Source organism: Lacrimispora sp. YZC11 (genome assembly GCF_057543815.1).
Genome location: NZ_BAAJYQ010000020.1, coordinates 294256 through 309505 on the forward strand (window position 1 = coordinate 294256; position 15250 = coordinate 309505).

General features: G+C 45.6%; 17 protein-coding genes and 1 riboswitch. Of the genes, 15 read left to right on the forward strand and 2 right to left on the reverse strand.

The features are described 5' to 3' along the window. Positions 1–23: 23 nt before the first annotated feature. From AC27IJ_RS22825 to AC27IJ_RS22840, 4 genes are all read left to right on the forward strand, one after another. A complete protein-coding gene (locus AC27IJ_RS22825) occupies positions 24–1418 on the forward strand; it encodes an aminopeptidase (RefSeq protein ID WP_312502373.1) in 1395 nt (464 codons plus the stop codon). Between the two features lie 218 nt (positions 1419–1636). Next, positions 1637–2731 carry a trigger factor gene (tig, locus tag AC27IJ_RS22830; protein ID WP_312440996.1) on the forward strand — a complete coding sequence of 365 codons (1095 nt, stop codon included), beginning with the start codon at positions 1637–1639 and terminating at the stop codon, positions 2729–2731. 28 nt (positions 2732–2759) lie between these two features. After that, entirely contained in the window at positions 2760–3344 is a 585-nt protein-coding gene (locus AC27IJ_RS22835; RefSeq protein ID WP_312440997.1) for a xanthine phosphoribosyltransferase, read from the forward strand. Next, positions 3341–4138, forward strand: a complete 798-nt coding sequence (locus tag AC27IJ_RS22840) for an HAD family hydrolase (protein ID WP_312502370.1) — start codon at positions 3341–3343, stop codon at positions 4136–4138. Before AC27IJ_RS22835 ends, AC27IJ_RS22840 begins: the two co-directional genes overlap by 4 nt. Positions 4139–4247: 109 nt before the next feature. Here AC27IJ_RS22840 and AC27IJ_RS22845 read toward each other — a convergent pair whose 3' ends face one another. Then, complete coding sequence (locus tag AC27IJ_RS22845; RefSeq protein ID WP_487150934.1) at positions 4248–5657, reverse strand: NAD(P)/FAD-dependent oxidoreductase; 1410 nt, start codon at positions 5655–5657, stop codon at positions 4248–4250. 11 nt (positions 5658–5668) lie between these two features. After that, positions 5669–5764, reverse strand: a riboswitch (purine riboswitch). Between the two features lie 479 nt (positions 5765–6243). Between AC27IJ_RS22845 and pth the strand changes: the two genes are divergently transcribed. The 5 genes from pth to AC27IJ_RS22870 all read left to right on the forward strand — a co-directional run bounded on the left by pth (position 6244) and on the right by AC27IJ_RS22870 (position 11615). Next, positions 6244–6810, forward strand: coding sequence for an aminoacyl-tRNA hydrolase (gene pth / locus AC27IJ_RS22850; RefSeq protein WP_312441000.1), 567 nt, complete (start codon positions 6244–6246; stop codon positions 6808–6810). A gap of 9 nt (positions 6811–6819) precedes the next feature. Next, complete coding sequence (gene mfd / locus AC27IJ_RS22855) at positions 6820–10368, forward strand: transcription-repair coupling factor (protein ID WP_313260703.1); 3549 nt, start codon at positions 6820–6822, stop codon at positions 10366–10368. 132 nt (positions 10369–10500) lie between these two features. Further along, the gene (locus tag AC27IJ_RS22860; protein WP_312441002.1) at positions 10501–10686 is read left to right on the forward strand and encodes a hypothetical protein; all 186 of its coding nucleotides are present in this window, start codon (positions 10501–10503) and stop codon (positions 10684–10686) included. Between the two features lie 193 nt (positions 10687–10879). Then, positions 10880–11428 carry a stage V sporulation protein T gene (spoVT, locus tag AC27IJ_RS22865; protein WP_312441003.1) on the forward strand — a complete coding sequence of 183 codons (549 nt, stop codon included), beginning with the start codon at positions 10880–10882 and terminating at the stop codon, positions 11426–11428. 43 nt (positions 11429–11471) lie between these two features. Next, entirely contained in the window at positions 11472–11615 is a 144-nt protein-coding gene (locus AC27IJ_RS22870) for a hypothetical protein (RefSeq protein WP_013274632.1), read from the forward strand. 86 nt (positions 11616–11701) lie between these two features. Here the strand turns inward: AC27IJ_RS22870 and AC27IJ_RS22875 are convergent, their stop codons facing one another. Further along, the gene (locus tag AC27IJ_RS22875; RefSeq protein WP_312441004.1) at positions 11702–12682 is read right to left on the reverse strand and encodes a ComEC/Rec2 family competence protein; all 981 of its coding nucleotides are present in this window, start codon (positions 12680–12682) and stop codon (positions 11702–11704) included. Positions 12683–12941: 259 nt separating this feature from the next. Here AC27IJ_RS22875 and AC27IJ_RS22880 point away from each other — a divergent pair, with 259 nt between their 5' ends. The 6 genes from AC27IJ_RS22880 (at position 12942) to AC27IJ_RS22905 (ending at position 15032) form a co-directional block, all read left to right on the forward strand. Beyond that, positions 12942–13334 (forward strand): MazG nucleotide pyrophosphohydrolase domain-containing protein, encoded by a 393-nt coding sequence (locus AC27IJ_RS22880; RefSeq protein WP_312441005.1) that lies wholly within the window; start codon positions 12942–12944, stop codon positions 13332–13334. A 63-nt stretch (positions 13335–13397) separates the two neighbouring features. Beyond that, a complete protein-coding gene (locus AC27IJ_RS22885; protein ID WP_312441006.1) occupies positions 13398–13700 on the forward strand; it encodes an HU family DNA-binding protein in 303 nt (100 codons plus the stop codon). A 3-nt stretch (positions 13701–13703) separates the two neighbouring features. Then, positions 13704–13943 carry an RNA-binding S4 domain-containing protein gene (locus AC27IJ_RS22890; protein WP_312441007.1) on the forward strand — a complete coding sequence of 80 codons (240 nt, stop codon included), beginning with the start codon at positions 13704–13706 and terminating at the stop codon, positions 13941–13943. Between the two features lie 89 nt (positions 13944–14032). Beyond that, complete coding sequence (gene yabP, locus AC27IJ_RS22895) at positions 14033–14317, forward strand: sporulation protein YabP (protein WP_025230362.1); 285 nt, start codon at positions 14033–14035, stop codon at positions 14315–14317. Positions 14318–14334: 17 nt separating this feature from the next. After that, positions 14335–14691 (forward strand): spore cortex biosynthesis protein YabQ, encoded by a 357-nt coding sequence (gene yabQ, locus AC27IJ_RS22900; RefSeq protein WP_312441008.1) that lies wholly within the window; start codon positions 14335–14337, stop codon positions 14689–14691. A gap of 17 nt (positions 14692–14708) precedes the next feature. Continuing rightward, positions 14709–15032, forward strand: coding sequence for a septum formation initiator family protein (locus tag AC27IJ_RS22905; protein WP_312441009.1), 324 nt, complete (start codon positions 14709–14711; stop codon positions 15030–15032). Positions 15033–15250: the final 218 nt, after the last annotated feature.

Below are 15250 nucleotides of genomic sequence, written 5' to 3' on the forward strand. Positions count from 1 at the left end.
GAAAAATTATGGAGGAATCATAAATGGAGAAAACAAGAGGACAACAATTACAGGAGGAACTGACATTCAAGTTTCCGCATATCGCCAAGGAAGCGCCTTATCAGCGTGAAGAAGCGGAGATGTTCTGCGAGGGCTATAAAAGGTTTCTGGATAACGGAAAAACCGAACGGGAATGCGTGAGAGAGGCTGTGGCAATGCTTGAGATGCAGGGTTACCGTCCCTTTGACGCCGGCAGGAGCTATAAGGCAGGCGACAAGGTATACTATGTAAACCGGGGCAAGGCCATCATCGCAACCACCTTCGGCAAAGCTGGAATGGAACAGGGGCTTCGCATCAACGGCGCACACATCGACTCCCCAAGGCTTGACCTAAAGCCCAACCCTGTTTTTGAAAAAAATGACCTGGCTTATTTTAAAACCCATTATTACGGTGGGATCCGGAAATACCAGTGGGGAACGGTTCCCTTAGCCATCCACGGGGTGATCATAAAGAAAAACGGTGAAGTTGTGGAACTAAACATCGGAGAAAAAGAAGGCGATCCTGTTTTCTGCGTTACGGATCTGCTTCCACATCTGGCAGGAGAGCAAAATGATAGAAAATTAAGGGATGGATTAAAGGGCGAGGAACTGAATGTACTCATCAGCTCAATTCCCTTTATTGACGAGGCGGAGCTTAAGGAGCCTGTGAAGCTTCTGGCTCTGAAGCTGCTTAACGACCGTTATGGAATCACAGAAGCGGACTTCTTCCGTGCTGAGATTGAACTGGTACCGGCCCAGAAAGCCTGTGATGTAGGACTGGACCACAGCCTTATCGGCGCTTATGGACAGGATGACAGGGTATGCGCCTATACGGCTCTGATGGCTGAAATCGATGCCAACATGCCTGAGTATACTACGGTCACCGTTCTCGCGGATAAAGAGGAAGTCGGTTCCGAGGGAAATACCGGTTTAGATTCTGATTTTGTGCTTCACTACATTCAGGATCTGGCGGCTATGGCCCAGTTGGATGTAAGAAAGGTGCTTAGAAATTCCATCTGCTTATCCTCCGATGTCAATGCGGCCTATGATCCCACCTTTGCCCAGGTATATGAGGATCGCAATTCCTGCTTCTTAAACAAAGGCTGCGTCCTGACCAAGTACACCGGGGTACGGGGAAAATCAGGTTCCAACGATGCCAGTGCGGAGCTTATGGCAAAGATCATCGCCATGATGGAGCAGGAGGGCATTTACTGGCAGATCGGGGAGCTTGGCGCAGTGGACCAGGGCGGCGGCGGCACCATTGCCAAATATGTGGCTCATATGAATGTGGATGTAGTGGATTTAGGAGTGCCGATTCTTTCCATGCATTCCCCCTTTGAGCTTTCTTCCAAGCTTGATGTATACAATACATACAAAGCTTTCCGGGCATTTTACAAATAATGCGCAGTTCAGCCATGCCTCCCATATTTCTGCATGGCTGAACGATACTTTTCACATATGAAATAGGGGACTTACTTGATTCGGTTAAATAATAACGGAATTTTGAAATTTTTGTTAATTTCGGGAAAAAGCTTTTTTTACCTTGCCCGATATGGTATAACTGACTGGAAGCGGTTTTTTTATCAATTATTAAAAATAGAAAGAAAAAGGATTATATTATGAAAAAGATTTTTAAAGTTTGTATGTGCGGTCTGGTTGCCGCCGCTCTTATTTCCGGATGTTCTAAAAAGCCGGCTGCAAAGCCAGCAGAAACTGAGACGGAAGCAACAGAGAGCACAGCAGAGGAAACTATAGCTGTTGAGGATTTAACGGGTATGGATAACGGTACCGTCACCGTGGGAGATTACAAGGGCATTGAAGTGACCAAAGATAAGGTTGAAGTGACCGATGATGAAGTGAATCAGGCGGTACAAAACGATTTAACCGTAAGTGCAAAGGATGTAGAGGTTGACCGGGCGGTTCAGAAGGACGACGTGGTTAACATTGACTATGTAGGCACCAAGGATGGCGTTGCATTTGACGGCGGCACTGCTCAGGGCTATGACCTGACAATCGGTTCCGGCCAGTTTATCGAAGGCTTTGAAGACGGCATTGTAGGCGCGAAAAAGGGGGACAAGGTGTCCTTAAACCTTACCTTCCCGGAAGGCTACCAGAATGCGGATTTGGCAGGAAAGGCTGTGGTATTTGATGTAACTGTCAATTCCGTTAAGGAGAAGCAGGTTCCGGAATTAAACGATGCTTTTGTCCAGGAAACTACGTCCTTTAAGACAGTGGATGAATACAAGGAAGACAAGAAACAGACTCTTTTGAAGGATAAGAATGATCAGGCAGACCAGAAGATGAGAAGTGATATTTACACTGCCATCTTAGATGGTTCTACAGTGGAACCAAAGCAGGAAGCAATTGATGCCAATTTCAACAATATGATAGCCAGATATACAAACCAGGCAGCAGCTTACGGCATGGATTTTAAAACCTTTGTAGGAGCATTTACCGGAATGGGAGAAGAGGACTTTAAGAGCGTCTTAAAGACCCAGGCAGAGGCGACTGTAGAACAGAGACTGGTAGTAAACGCCATTGCAGAAAAAGAGGGAATCACGATTACAGATGAAGACCGTAAGGAAGTTGCAGACCAGATGGGTTACGAAAGTGCTGAAAAAATGATCGAGACCGCTGGCCAGTTCGACGTAGATGATTATATTATGAACAATAAGGTAATGGATTTCCTGACAGAGAATGCAGTTATCAAATAATGAATAATTTACGATTGGGGGAACCTTTATGCAGCTTTTAAAGGACAGAATACGCAAGGATGGAAAGATTAAGTCCGGTGATGTGCTGAAAGTAGACAGTTTTTTAAATCACCAGATGGATATCAAGCTGTTCGTGGAAATTGGAAAGGAATTTAAGAGACGCTTTGCCGATTATGAAGTCAATAAAATTTTAACCATTGAGGCTTCCGGCATTGGCATAGCCTGTATCGTGGCCCAGTATTTTGATGTACCGGTGGTATTTGCAAAGAAATCCAAGACAAAGAATATAGCAGGTGACGTATATACCACTCCGGTGGAATCCTTTACCCACGGAAAGACTTATGACATCATGGTTTCCAAGGAATTTTTAGGAGCGGGTGACAAGGTACTGCTGATTGATGATTTTTTAGCCAACGGAAAAGCCCTGGAAGGTCTGTCTGCTATCGTAAAGGATTCCGGCGCAAAGCTGGTCGGCGCGGGAATTGTGATTGAAAAGGGCTTCCAGCCCGGAGGAGATCGATTAAGAGCGGAAGGAGTCCGGGTAGAGTCCCTGGCTATTGTGGAAAGCATGGATGAAACAACAGGAACCATATGCTTTCGGGGTGACCGATGAGTGAGGGAAGAAAGGCGCTGTTTTTTGATATAGACGGTACCCTTTTTTCCGAGGTGAACCGGAATGTGCCGGAGAGTGCGAAAGAGGCACTTGAACAGGCACGAAAAAATGGTCATCTGGTATTCATCAATTCCGGACGGACCTATTGCCTGATCGGCTCTATCAAAGAGATGGTTTTGGTGGATGGCTACTGCTGCGGATGCGGAACCCGTATTGTTGCAAAAGACCAGGTTCTTTTCTCTGCAGCGATTCCTCATGAGCGGGGGCTTGAGATCAAGCGCATCATACAGGAACATAACCTGGATGGAGTCTTAGAGGGAACGGAAAGCTGTTATTTCAGAAAAGGAACCTCCCGCTTTCCCCAAGTGGAGAAAATGAAGGAAATCGTAGAACGGGAAGGGAACTTATCCCCCTATGGCTGGGATGATGACTGCTATGATTTTGATAAATTCTGTGTTTTTGCGGATGAAAAGAGTGATTTAAAGGGCTTTTCCCGGGCCTTGGGACTGGACTTTGAGATCATTGACCGGGGAAGTGGATTTTATGAATGCATTCCCTCTCAATATTCCAAAGCAACAGCCATTGAACTGGTTTTAAAGCACTATGGGATTGCCCTGGAGGACACCTATGTGTTTGGTGACAGTACCAATGACTTATCTATGTTCGAATATGCGAAGAACTGTATACTTATGGGGCATCACAGCGTGGAGCTGGAGCCTTATGCAACCTTTTATACCAAAAATGTAGAAGACGATGGAGTGGCTTATGCGATGAAGAAGCTGGGACTGGTATGATTTCCCGGAGCTTAACAGAACTTTGCCATGAATGAAAAAAAGATGGGAGCATCAGCCGATGCTTCCATCTTTTTTATACACTTGCGTGGAAATTTTACTTTCTAATGTCTTAGTTCATGCTTGCCAGAATGCTTCTGGCCACGCTTATTCCGTTGGCAGATGCCTGCTGAAGTCCTCTTGTTACGGAAGCGCCGTCACCGATGGCGCGCAGGCCTTCTACGCTGGTTTCAAAGTCAGCATTGACCACAACCTTATTGGAATAGAATTTTACCTCTACTCCGTATAACAGGGTTTCATCACTGGCAATGCCTGGAGTCACCTTGTCTAGGGCAAGAAGCATTTCTTTTATGTCAACCATAATACGGTGAGGGAATACAAGGGATAAATCTCCGGGTACCGCATCCTTTAAGGTCGGGATCAGATTGTTACGGCATAAGCGCTCCTCTGTGGTACGTCTGCCTCTTTGGAAATCACCAAAGGTCTGCACCAGGATCTTGCCGTCGCAGAGCATGTTGCTCAGCTGGGCGATTTGTTTGCCGTATTCAATCGGGGTCTTAAAAGGTTTTGTAAAGTTTTTGGATACCAGGATGGCAAAGTTGGTGTTGTTTGTCTTGTATTCCTGGGATTTGTAGGCGTGGCCGTTGACAACTGCCAGCCCGTTTTCATAATATTCCGTGGCAACCTCGCCGGAAGGGTTGGTGCAGAAGGTACGAACCTTATCGTCAAAGGTTGGGGTATGGTAAACAAGCTTGGCCTCGTAAAGGTTCTTATTTAAGAATTCCATGACCTCGTCCCGGACCTCTACCCGGACACCGATATCCACAGTTCCCACCTTTGTCTCAATACCGTGGTTTTCGCAGATGTGGCTGAACCAGTCAGAGCCTTCACGGCCGATGGCAGAAACAATTTCCGGTGCATAGCAGATTTCTTCCTTGTCAGTAATTACGCCTTTTGCCTTATTATCTTCGATGATGATATCCTTTACCATCGTATTAAATGCCATTCCAACTCCCTGCTCCAATAAGTGCTCCTGGAGGCGGGTGTAGATTTTATAGCCTTCTTCCGTACCTAAATGGCGGATGGGGCATTCGATCAGCTTTAGGTTAGCTCCTATGGCCTTACGGCGGATTTCCTGGATCTCCTTTTGCTTGTCAATTCCGTAAACATTGGTGTCTGCGCCGAATTTTAAATAAGTGTTGTCTGATTCCTTGAGCAACTCCACTGTTTTATCATATCCGAGTATTTCAGGGAGGTTTCCGCCAACATCAGGGGATAAGGATAATTTTCCGTCAGAAAATGCTCCGGCTCCTGCAAAGCCTGTGGTGATAGAGCATGGTTTGCAGCCTACGCATGTTTTTGTCGTCCGCTTCGGACAGGTCCGGTTTTCGATCCGGCGGCCCTTTTCGATCATAAGAATCTTAAGGTCCGGTTTTTTCTCGATCAGCTCATAGGCGCAGAAAATACCTGAGGGGCCTGCACCGACGATGATGACGTCGTAATTTTTTGAAACATCCTTCATGAACATCACTCCTTTTTCCTTCTAACCCTTATAGTCAACTATTATGGTAGTTGGTAGAAACGCCGCGCCGATTATGAACTTATATAAGCGCAACAGCTTTATTCTATCATAGCGGATACGGAAAAGACAAGAGATATCCATGCTATAGAAGAACTTTTTTATATGTACTTTTTTATCCACCGGTCGATCTTATTTCTCACTCCCATAAAATAGGTGCCGAATTGTAGAAGTTGAATCCCCAATGAAGGATTCCCCCGATTCCATATTTATATACTTAAAGGCCGTAAACCAGGTTTCTGGCCGAGGGCTTGCCATGGCCCTTTACACCACTTAAGGCGCCGCCTTCCATGGTGAACAGAAGCAGGATAAAATTATCCTTAATATAACTGGATGCATATTGCTTTCCAATAATTTAAAAATAAAAAAGGCGGTGTTTACCTTTACATCTTTAGATCGAACTGTTAAAATAAAAAACAGCGTTAGACCCCCAACTTAGGGAAATCTAACGCTTTTCGGGCGTTTGGAATCCCTAAAAAGTCATGAATCGGAACTGTAATTAATATAGACAATAGTAAGGAGAATCATCATGTATATCATCGCAGGGTTAGGAAATCCCACAAGAGAGTATGATAAGACCAGACACAACGTAGGCTTTGAGGCTGTGGACATTCTGGCGGACAAACTGGGAGCCAGGGTAACGGAAAAAAAACACAGGGCATTTTATGGAACCGGAAGGATCGGATCAGAAAAGGTCATTTTATCAAAACCCCAGACATTTATGAATCTAAGCGGAGAGAGCATCCGGGCCATGGCGGATTTTTACAAGGTGGAACCGGACCACATCATCATCATCTGCGATGATATCAACTTAGCAGAAGGCCAGTTAAGAATCCGGACAAAGGGAAGCGCCGGAGGCCATAACGGCTTAAAGAACATCATAAACCACCTGGGAACCCAGGAATTTTTAAGGATCCGGGTGGGAGTGGGTGAAAAGCCAAAAGAAATGGACTTAGCAGATTATGTTTTGGGCCATTTCCCCAGGGAACAGGCAGCGGTCATGGACCAGGCGTATAAGGATGCAGCAGAAGCGGCTATTATGGTGGTTACAGAGGGAGCGGAAGCGGCAATGAACCATTTTAACAGGAAGAAATAAGGAGATTTCATGAGTGATCTATTTGAAAAACCATTGAGGGAATTAAAGGATTTTGAGGACCTTTCCGGTGATCTGTTAAAAAGGGCCGGACCTGTCATGGCCAGCGGCTGCATGGATTCCCAAAAGGTCCACCTGATGTATGAATCGGCAAAGCAGGAAGGCTTAAGGCTGGTAGTCACTTATGATGACACCAGAGCCAGGGAGATCTACGAGGACTTACGCTTCTTTGATCCAGATGTCTGGCTGTATCCGGCCAGGGATCTTCTGTTTTTCAGCGCGGACATCCACGGAAACTTGCTGACCAAGCAGCGTATGACCGTGTTTCGTCACCTGATGGAAAAGACCTCCGGCTGGGTGGTTACGACCTTTGACGGTCTTATGGACCACCTTCTCCCTTTGGAGTATCTAAAGGAACAAGTGCTGACCGTGGAGGGCGGTCAGACCATTGACGTGGAAAAATGGAAAAAACGTCTTACAGAGCTGGGATATGAGCGTATGGCCCAGGTGGATGGCATGGGTCAGTTCTCCATCAGGGGCGGGATCATTGACGTGTTCCCTTTAACTGAGGAGCTGCCGGTGCGCATTGAGCTGTGGGATGATGAGGTGGACTCCATCAGAACCTTTGATATTGAGAGCCAGAGATCCATTGAGCAGTTAGAGAGCATACGGATCTATCCTGCCACGGAAATGGCCCTGACAGGGAAGCAGATCCAGGAGGGAATCGAAGCCCTTGAAAAGGAATCAAAAAAATACGAGAAGGATTTAAGGGCCCAGTCGAAAATCCAGGAGTCCGCCAGAATCCGTTCCATTGTCTCCGAATTTTTAGAAGGGCTTAAGGAAGGTTTCCGGCAGCATGGGCTGGATGGTTATATCCATTACTTCTGCCAGGAGAGCGTGTCTTTTCTGGAGTATTTCCATGGAGAAAATTCGGTTCTTTTCCTGGATGAGCCGGAACGGCTTAAGGAAAAAGGGGAGACCGTTGAAATGGAGTTCAGGGAAAGCATGATACACCGCCTGGAAAACGGCTATCTCCTCCCGGGACAGACCGGTCTTCTCTATTCTGCAAAAGAGATGCTGGCCAGGGTCCAGACAAAAACCACGGTTTATTTGACCGGCCTTGAGCAGAAGCTATCCGGTTTCACAGTAAAAAACCGGTACAGCTTCCAGGTAAAGAACGTTAATACCTATCAAAACGGGTTTGAGCTTTTAATAAAGGATCTGACCAGATGGAAAAAGGAAGGATACCGGGTAATCCTTTTATCCGCTTCCAGGACCAGGGCCAGCCGTCTGGCAGGGGATTTAAGGGAATATGACTTACGGGCCTACTGTCCCGATGAGGGAGGAGAGAGCCAGGAGGTAAAGCCGGGAGAGATTCTGGTTACCTTTGGAAATCTCCACCGGGGCTTTGAATATTCCATGATAAAATTTATCGTCATAACGGAAGGCGATATGTTTGGCGTGGAGAAAAAGAAGCGGAAACGGAAAAAGACCTCTTATGAAGGGACCAAGATCCAAAACTTTTCTGATCTTTCCATCGGCGATTACGTGGTCCATGAGGAACATGGCCTTGGAGTTTACCGGGGCATCGAAAAAATCGAGCAGGATGGAGTCATCAAGGATTATTTAAAGGTAGAATATGCCGACAACGGGAACTTATATCTTCCGGCAACCAGGCTTGACGGAATCCAGAAATATGCCGGCGCCGAAGCGAAAAAACCCAAACTGAACCGGCTTGGAGGGGAGCAGTGGAACAAGACCAAGACCAGGGTGAAAGGCGCGGTAAAAGAGATTGCCAGGGAGCTGGTGCAGCTCTATGCGTCCAGGCAGCAGACCCATGGGTTCCAGTACGGAGAGGATACGGTCTGGCAGAAGGAATTTGAAGAGATGTTTCCTTATGAGGAAACCGAGGATCAGTGGGATGCCATTGAAGCGACCAAGACAGATATGGAGAGCAGGAAGATCATGGACCGTCTGATCTGCGGGGACGTTGGATACGGAAAGACGGAAATCGCTCTCAGGGCCGCGTTCAAGGCAGTACAGGACGGAAAGCAGGTGGTCTACCTGGTTCCCACCACCATTCTTGCTCAGCAGCATTATAATACCTTTGCCCAGCGGATGAAGGATTTTCCTGTCCGGGTGGATTTAATGTCCCGTTTCCGCACTCCAGGCCAGATGAAAAAGACCCTGGAGGATTTAAAACGGGGACTGGTGGACATTGTGATTGGAACCCACAGGGTCTTATCAAAGGATGTACAGTTTAAGGATCTGGGCCTTCTTATCATAGATGAGGAACAGCGGTTCGGCGTGGCTCATAAAGAAAAGATCAAGCAGTTAAAGGATAACGTTGATGTACTTACCTTAACAGCTACCCCCATTCCAAGGACACTGCACATGAGTCTGGTGGGAATCCGGGACATGAGTGTGCTGGAGGAACCTCCTGTAGACCGTATGCCTATCCAGACCTATGTCATGGAACATAACGATGAAATGGTGCGGGAGGCCATTCACCGGGAGCTTTCCCGTGGAGGGCAGGTTTATTATGTATACAACCGGGTGAGCAACATTGATGAGATAGCAAACCACATTGCCTCACTGGTTCCGGAAGCAGCGGTAACCTTTGCCCATGGGCAGATGCATGAGCATGAGCTGGAACGGATCATGTTTGATTTTGTAAACGGAGAAATCGATGTTCTGGTCTGCACTACCATCATTGAAACCGGCCTTGACATTGCCAATGCCAACACCATGATCATCCAGGATGCGGACCGGATGGGCCTTTCCCAGCTTTACCAGCTGCGCGGGCGGGTAGGCCGTTCCAGCCGGACCTCCTATGCATTTCTGATGTATAAGCGGGATAAGCTGTTAAAGGAGGAGGCGGAAAAACGTCTTCAGGCTATCCGTGAATTCACAGAGCTTGGCTCCGGGATCAAGATCGCCATGCGGGATTTAGAGATCCGGGGGGCAGGAAATGTTCTTGGAGCAGAACAGCACGGACACATGGAAGCGGTAGGATATGATCTTTACTGCAAACTCTTAAATCAGGCGGTTTTAGAGCTTAGAGGACAGAGGAAGGAAGAGGAAAGCTATGAGACAGTGGTGGATTGCGACATCGATGCATACATCCCCACCTCCTATATTAAGAATGAATATCAGAAACTTGATATTTACAAGCGGATTTCCGGCATTGAGAACGAAGAAGAATATATGGATATGCAGGATGAATTGATGGACCGGTTCGGCGATATTCCAAAGCCGGTTGATAACCTGCTTAAGGTGGCCGGCTTAAAGGCCCTGGCCCACAGCGCTTATGTGACCGAGGTAAATATTAACCGGCAGGAGGTCCGCCTGACCATGTATAAGAATGCAAAGCTGAAGGTAGAAGGAATTCCGAAGATTATTGACCAGTACCGTGGAGATTTAAAGTTCCAGATGGGAGAAGAACCAAGGTTTACGTATCTTGACAGAAAGAAAAACCAGACCACCGATATCATGATCAGCCAGGCAGAGGTGATATTAAAGCAAATGTTGAAATTGTCAGAAAAGAATGAAAAAATGTGAAAATTGACTTAAAAAATACCGTTCGTCTAGTTGATTTTTGTCATATTTGTGATATAATAATAGTAGAAGAAGGGCTTTAGTCCCAGATGCTTTCTTTGCTTCCCATTAATGTTTCGGAGAAAGGTGGTAGCTATGGACGTTTTAGGTATGTATCTTCTACAGAGAGTATCAAATGAATTGACGATTCAAAAATATGGTTCTTTTGAAAACCATTTTGTAACCCCAGTTCCAGATAACGTGGCCGCAAAGGTGGCCCATGAAGGTTATCTGTCATCCTCAAAAGAAGTGTTTCACCGTGTCAAACAGGGTGACTTTTAACCAGGGATAGAAAACCCAGCTTCTTCAAGCAATAAACAGAGTCTGATTAGAAAATCAGGGTTCGACTTTTTTTTAACAGGTCGGCCCTGATTTTAAATTTTGGGAAAAATGGCAGACTTAAGTATAATCTGTTGCTTTCGTAGCAAAATAATAGCAGTGATATAAAAACGCACAAGATGGAGGAATTTTTATTATGAAAGCAACTGGTATTGTAAGAAGAATTGACGACCTGGGACGCGTGGTGATTCCAAAAGAGATCAGAAGGACGCTCCGGTTACGAGAAGGGACTCCGCTTGAAATATTTACAGACAGGGAAGGAGAAATCATTTTAAAGAAATATTCTCCGATGGTAGAACTTACTGCTTTTGCTTCCCAATATGCAGAAGCCATGGCTCAAACTACCGGACTTACCGTATGTATCAGCGACAGAGATCAGATCATTGCAGTGGCAGGAGGATCTAAAAAAGAGCTTCTCCAGAAAACCATCAGCAAGCAGCTGGAGAACCTTATCAATGAGCGGACGGCCGTTGTGTCTGCAAAAGATGACAAGAGCTTTATTCCGCTTTCGGGAGAAACCCTGGAAGGAATAACGGCACAGGTTGTGGCTCCCATCATCTGTGAGGGTGATGCCATTGGAGCGGTGGCCTTATTGAGCAGAGAGCCCAGGGCACGTTTTGGAGATATGGAGATAAAACTGGCTTCAACGGCTGCCGGATTTTTAGGCCGCCAGATGGAGGGCTAGCCAAGCTGCCAATCAGCATACATGAATCAGGAGGTGAACAGATATGAAGGTTTTTGTACCCGAGGAAGATGATTACAGCGATGGCGATATTCCGGAAATAGATACGGAGCCATACAAGGATGGATTCTACGTTGAACCCTTACCGGAATCGGAACGGCCAAGACGGGATGGACCCGGAGGAAATTAACCGGACGCTCATTGCCCGCGCAAAAAAAGAAACGGCGGAACACATATTCGTGTTCGGATGCCGTTTCTTTTTTTTACTGGATCCATTTAATAGATAATCTGGTCTCCATCTTTGATACAGTAATTTACTTTTACTCCCATATCTTCCATCCATTTCCTGGTCTCAAGGGTCTTCCAGTCCCCGCTTCCTATTCCGCTGCCGTTGTCGTTATTCCAGAGCCAAAGCGGACAGGGCCATAGGGCGATCTGAGGTTTGATGATGGCATATACTTCCTGGCTGACGCCATACTGGCCATGGTGGGACATCTGGACAATATCGCTTTTTAAATCTTCCGCACTGCGCTCTGCAGACAGAAGCTGACCGGCTTCCGGTCCCATATCGCCCAGTACCAGGATGCTTACATCATTCAAGAAGAATTTATAAGCAACGGAGCTGTTATTCACAGAGGTGGTATCCAGAAGATAAGGGTTATTTAAAACCTTGGCTTTTATCTGGCCCAACTGGATCTCCTGATCCTTTTGTACGGAGTGAAGCCTTTCGGCAGGGAGTGTTGCAAGGGCTGATCGCAGATTGTTTACCAGATCCGACCGATGAGGTTCAACTTTTTCATACCAGGACTGATCCGCCAGAGAATAATAGACATTGTCAATGGTGATCTGGCTGTCCGGGTTGCCTAAGATCTGCACAAGCGCCCCCACATGGTCTGAATGAGGATGGGTAATAAACCATCCGGAAACGTGTCCTCCTTTGGAACGGAGCACTTCCGTCAAGTGGGCCGCATCAATATCCCATCCGCCGTCAACGACTATAAGGGTTCCGTCCTTGTCCTGTAAAATCATGGAAAGCATTTGCCGGTTGTCGTAATCCGAAAGTAAGGATAAGCTGCCGCCGTTAAAAATCTTGCTTCCCGGGCCGATGTTAAGTGCCGGTCCAAATCCCATGCCCCGCATAGTCAGCTCCCCGGCGGAAACGCTGGGTGTCAGAAGCTCAGTGGTAAATGCGGTAAATACAATGTTTAAAAACAGCACACAAGCTGCTATTTTTTTCCATATGCTGAAGTTTTTCATGGTTACCTCCGTTTTTCATTAGCATATATTTCTTAAATAATCCCTCTTATTATATAAGAGCAGGCTCTTTTTTAACAGGGGGAAAGAACAATTGTCAGAAAATCTTCAGAATTAAAAAAGAAAGCGCTTTCCGTGAGCTGACGTGTTATGCGAAAATAGACGCAAGCGTCTATTTTCGTGTTGCATTCGCCAAATGCCGCTAAAGCGGCGCTTGGCTCATTGCTTTTATGGTATAATAACGGCAAAAGGAGGAGGAACCATGTATACTTTTGAAGATTTAGTAAATATTACAAATAAACTGCGGTCCGAAAAAGGCTGTCCCTGGGACAGGGAGCAGACTTATGAGAGTCTGAAAAAATGCCTGGAAGAGGAAAGCGGTGAGGTTCTTAGCGCCATTGATCATGAGGATATGGAAAACCTTTGCGAAGAGCTGGGAGATATCCTGTTTCTGGTAATGCTTTACAGCCGGATCGCAAAGGAAATGGGAGACTTTTCCATTGATGATGTGGTGAACGGAATCTGTGAAAAAATGGTACGCAGACACCCTCATGTTTTTGGCGGCGGAAATGCAGGTTTGCAGCAGGAAGGACAGGCTCTTTGGGATGCAATAAAAAAGCAGGAGAAAGCCCTTCAAAAGTGCGAAAAACCTTGACAAAAACGGGAGAAACAGCTATAAATGATATAGTAATCGTGTTATGCGAAAAATCGTAGCCTGGTGCTACATTCTAGGAGGAAGAAATCAATGAACAAAGCAGAGTTAATCGCAGCAGTCGCAGAAAAAGCAGAACTGTCCAAAAAGGATGCAGAGAAGGCAGTAAAAGCTTTAACAGATGTAATATCTGAAGAACTGGTTAAAGGCGAGAAGATCCAGTTAGTTGGTTTTGGTACATTTGAGGTATCTGAAAGAGCGGCAAGAGAGGGAAGAAATCCAAAGAGCGGCGAAGTTATGAACATCCCTGCTTCCAAGACACCAAAATTTAAAGCTGGAAAGGCTTTAAAGGATATGGTGAATGCTTAATCCATGAGACTGGATAAGTTTCTAAAAGTTTCCCGTCTGATCAAGAGAAGAACCGTAGCCAATGAAGCCTGTGATGCAGGCCGTGTACTGGTCAATGAAAAGCCTGCGAAAGCTTCCTTAAACATTAAGGAAGGTGACATAATTGAAATCCATTTTGGGACTAGCTCTGTGAAGATTGAGGTTCTTGATGTAGTGGAAACGGTAAAAAAGGATGAAGCAAAAGAGCTTTACCGTTATCTCTAGCTCACAGTTTCGATACGTACGATAAATTTCAGTAATATTGGAGCGTGCCTCCTAATATACTTTAGACAGGTATATTAGGAGGTTTTTGTATGGAAGAAAAGGTGAATATCCGCCCTCACAGGCTGACAATAGAAAACCGGGGGTCAGGTACGATGACAGGAATACGGGAAGTAGTGTCCTTTGATGAGAACCAGGTGGTTTTGGATACTGATATGGGACTTTTGACTTTAAAGGGAAAGGGACTCCATGTCAGCCGTCTGACTCTTGAAAAAGGGGAAGTGGATTTAAACGGTAATATTGAGAGCCTCACCTATTCCTCTAATGAAGCTCTGCGCAGGTCAGGGGAGTCCATGATTTCCCGGCTGTTTAAATAAGGACTAGAGGGAGTCATATGAGCGTTCATATCATTTATGAAGTAAAACTTCTGCTCTACAGCTTTTTAACAGGTGCAGGGCTTATGATCACATATGACCTGTTACGTATTTTCCGTATTTTCATTCCCCATTCCTATGTGTTTATAGGAATAGAGGACATGATATACTGGGTTTATGCTGCCCTGGTCACGTTTTCTCTGCTGTATGAACAGAATGACGGAGGATTAAGAGGGTATGCCGTTGCTGGAGTATTTCTTGGAATGTTTTTATATGATAAAATAGTAAGCAGACATTTTATAAAACTCTTGAAACATTTCCAAAAATATCTTAAAATAAAGGTAGATGGCTGTAACCGTAAAAAGAAGCGGCGTTAAAGGTGATTGGTGATTGTATGGACAAAATGGGAAAATCAAGAAGAAAAAGAAAAGATAGGTGGGGCAATCGAATGACGATCATCGGCATTACCTTTGTCGTATTCAGTCTTGCCGTGATTGTTACCATTAAGGGAGTCACGTTAAAAGAAAAGGAGCGGGAATATGAGATCCGTCTGGAGAATCTTCAGGCCCAGGTGGACAAGGAAGAGGAACGTTCCCAAAAATTAGAGGAATACCGGGTTTATGTCCAAACCAAACAATATATTGAGGAAGTCGCAAAGCAGAAGCTGGGACTTGTAAATCCTGACGAGATTTTGCTTAAGCCGTCGCGAAGGCAGTGAGACAACCTGCGGGTATCCCTCTATGTCCCAAAAGCTTGGACAATAAAGGGGAAAGCTGTCGTACAATTTTAAATCATGAGTCAGCCGTTTTGACAAATATTTTCCTTCTGCCTGTATATAATGTGGTTTATGAGAAGCTGTATTTGATTTCTCATAAATAGGTGCTGTTTTTGCACCATCCATCCCATTATGAAAACTTGTTTTCATAATATGGTTTA

Excerpts from the sequence above, each read along its gene's own strand:
- AC27IJ_RS22825 (WP_312502373.1), top strand. The coding sequence starts at position 24 with ATGGAGAAAACAAGAGGACAACAATTACAGGAGGAACTGACATTCAAG.
- tig (WP_312440996.1), top strand. The coding sequence starts at position 1,637 with ATGAAAAAGATTTTTAAAGTTTGTATGTGCGGTCTGGTTGCCGCCGCT.
- AC27IJ_RS22835 (WP_312440997.1), top strand. The coding sequence starts at position 2,760 with ATGCAGCTTTTAAAGGACAGAATACGCAAGGATGGAAAGATTAAGTCC.
- AC27IJ_RS22840 (WP_312502370.1), top strand. The coding sequence starts at position 3,341 with ATGAGTGAGGGAAGAAAGGCGCTGTTTTTTGATATAGACGGTACCCTT.
- AC27IJ_RS22845 (WP_487150934.1), bottom strand. The coding sequence starts at position 5,657 with ATGAAGGATGTTTCAAAAAATTACGACGTCATCATCGTCGGTGCAGGC.
- pth (WP_312441000.1), top strand. The coding sequence starts at position 6,244 with ATGTATATCATCGCAGGGTTAGGAAATCCCACAAGAGAGTATGATAAG.
- mfd (WP_313260703.1), top strand. The coding sequence starts at position 6,820 with ATGAGTGATCTATTTGAAAAACCATTGAGGGAATTAAAGGATTTTGAG.
- AC27IJ_RS22860 (WP_312441002.1), top strand. The coding sequence starts at position 10,501 with ATGGACGTTTTAGGTATGTATCTTCTACAGAGAGTATCAAATGAATTG.
- spoVT (WP_312441003.1), top strand. The coding sequence starts at position 10,880 with ATGAAAGCAACTGGTATTGTAAGAAGAATTGACGACCTGGGACGCGTG.
- AC27IJ_RS22870 (WP_013274632.1), top strand. The coding sequence starts at position 11,472 with ATGAAGGTTTTTGTACCCGAGGAAGATGATTACAGCGATGGCGATATT.
- AC27IJ_RS22875 (WP_312441004.1), bottom strand. The coding sequence starts at position 12,682 with ATGAAAAACTTCAGCATATGGAAAAAAATAGCAGCTTGTGTGCTGTTT.
- AC27IJ_RS22880 (WP_312441005.1), top strand. The coding sequence starts at position 12,942 with ATGTATACTTTTGAAGATTTAGTAAATATTACAAATAAACTGCGGTCC.
- AC27IJ_RS22890 (WP_312441007.1), top strand. The coding sequence starts at position 13,704 with ATGAGACTGGATAAGTTTCTAAAAGTTTCCCGTCTGATCAAGAGAAGA.
- yabP (WP_025230362.1), top strand. The coding sequence starts at position 14,033 with ATGGAAGAAAAGGTGAATATCCGCCCTCACAGGCTGACAATAGAAAAC.
- yabQ (WP_312441008.1), top strand. The coding sequence starts at position 14,335 with ATGAGCGTTCATATCATTTATGAAGTAAAACTTCTGCTCTACAGCTTT.
- AC27IJ_RS22905 (WP_312441009.1), top strand. The coding sequence starts at position 14,709 with ATGGACAAAATGGGAAAATCAAGAAGAAAAAGAAAAGATAGGTGGGGC.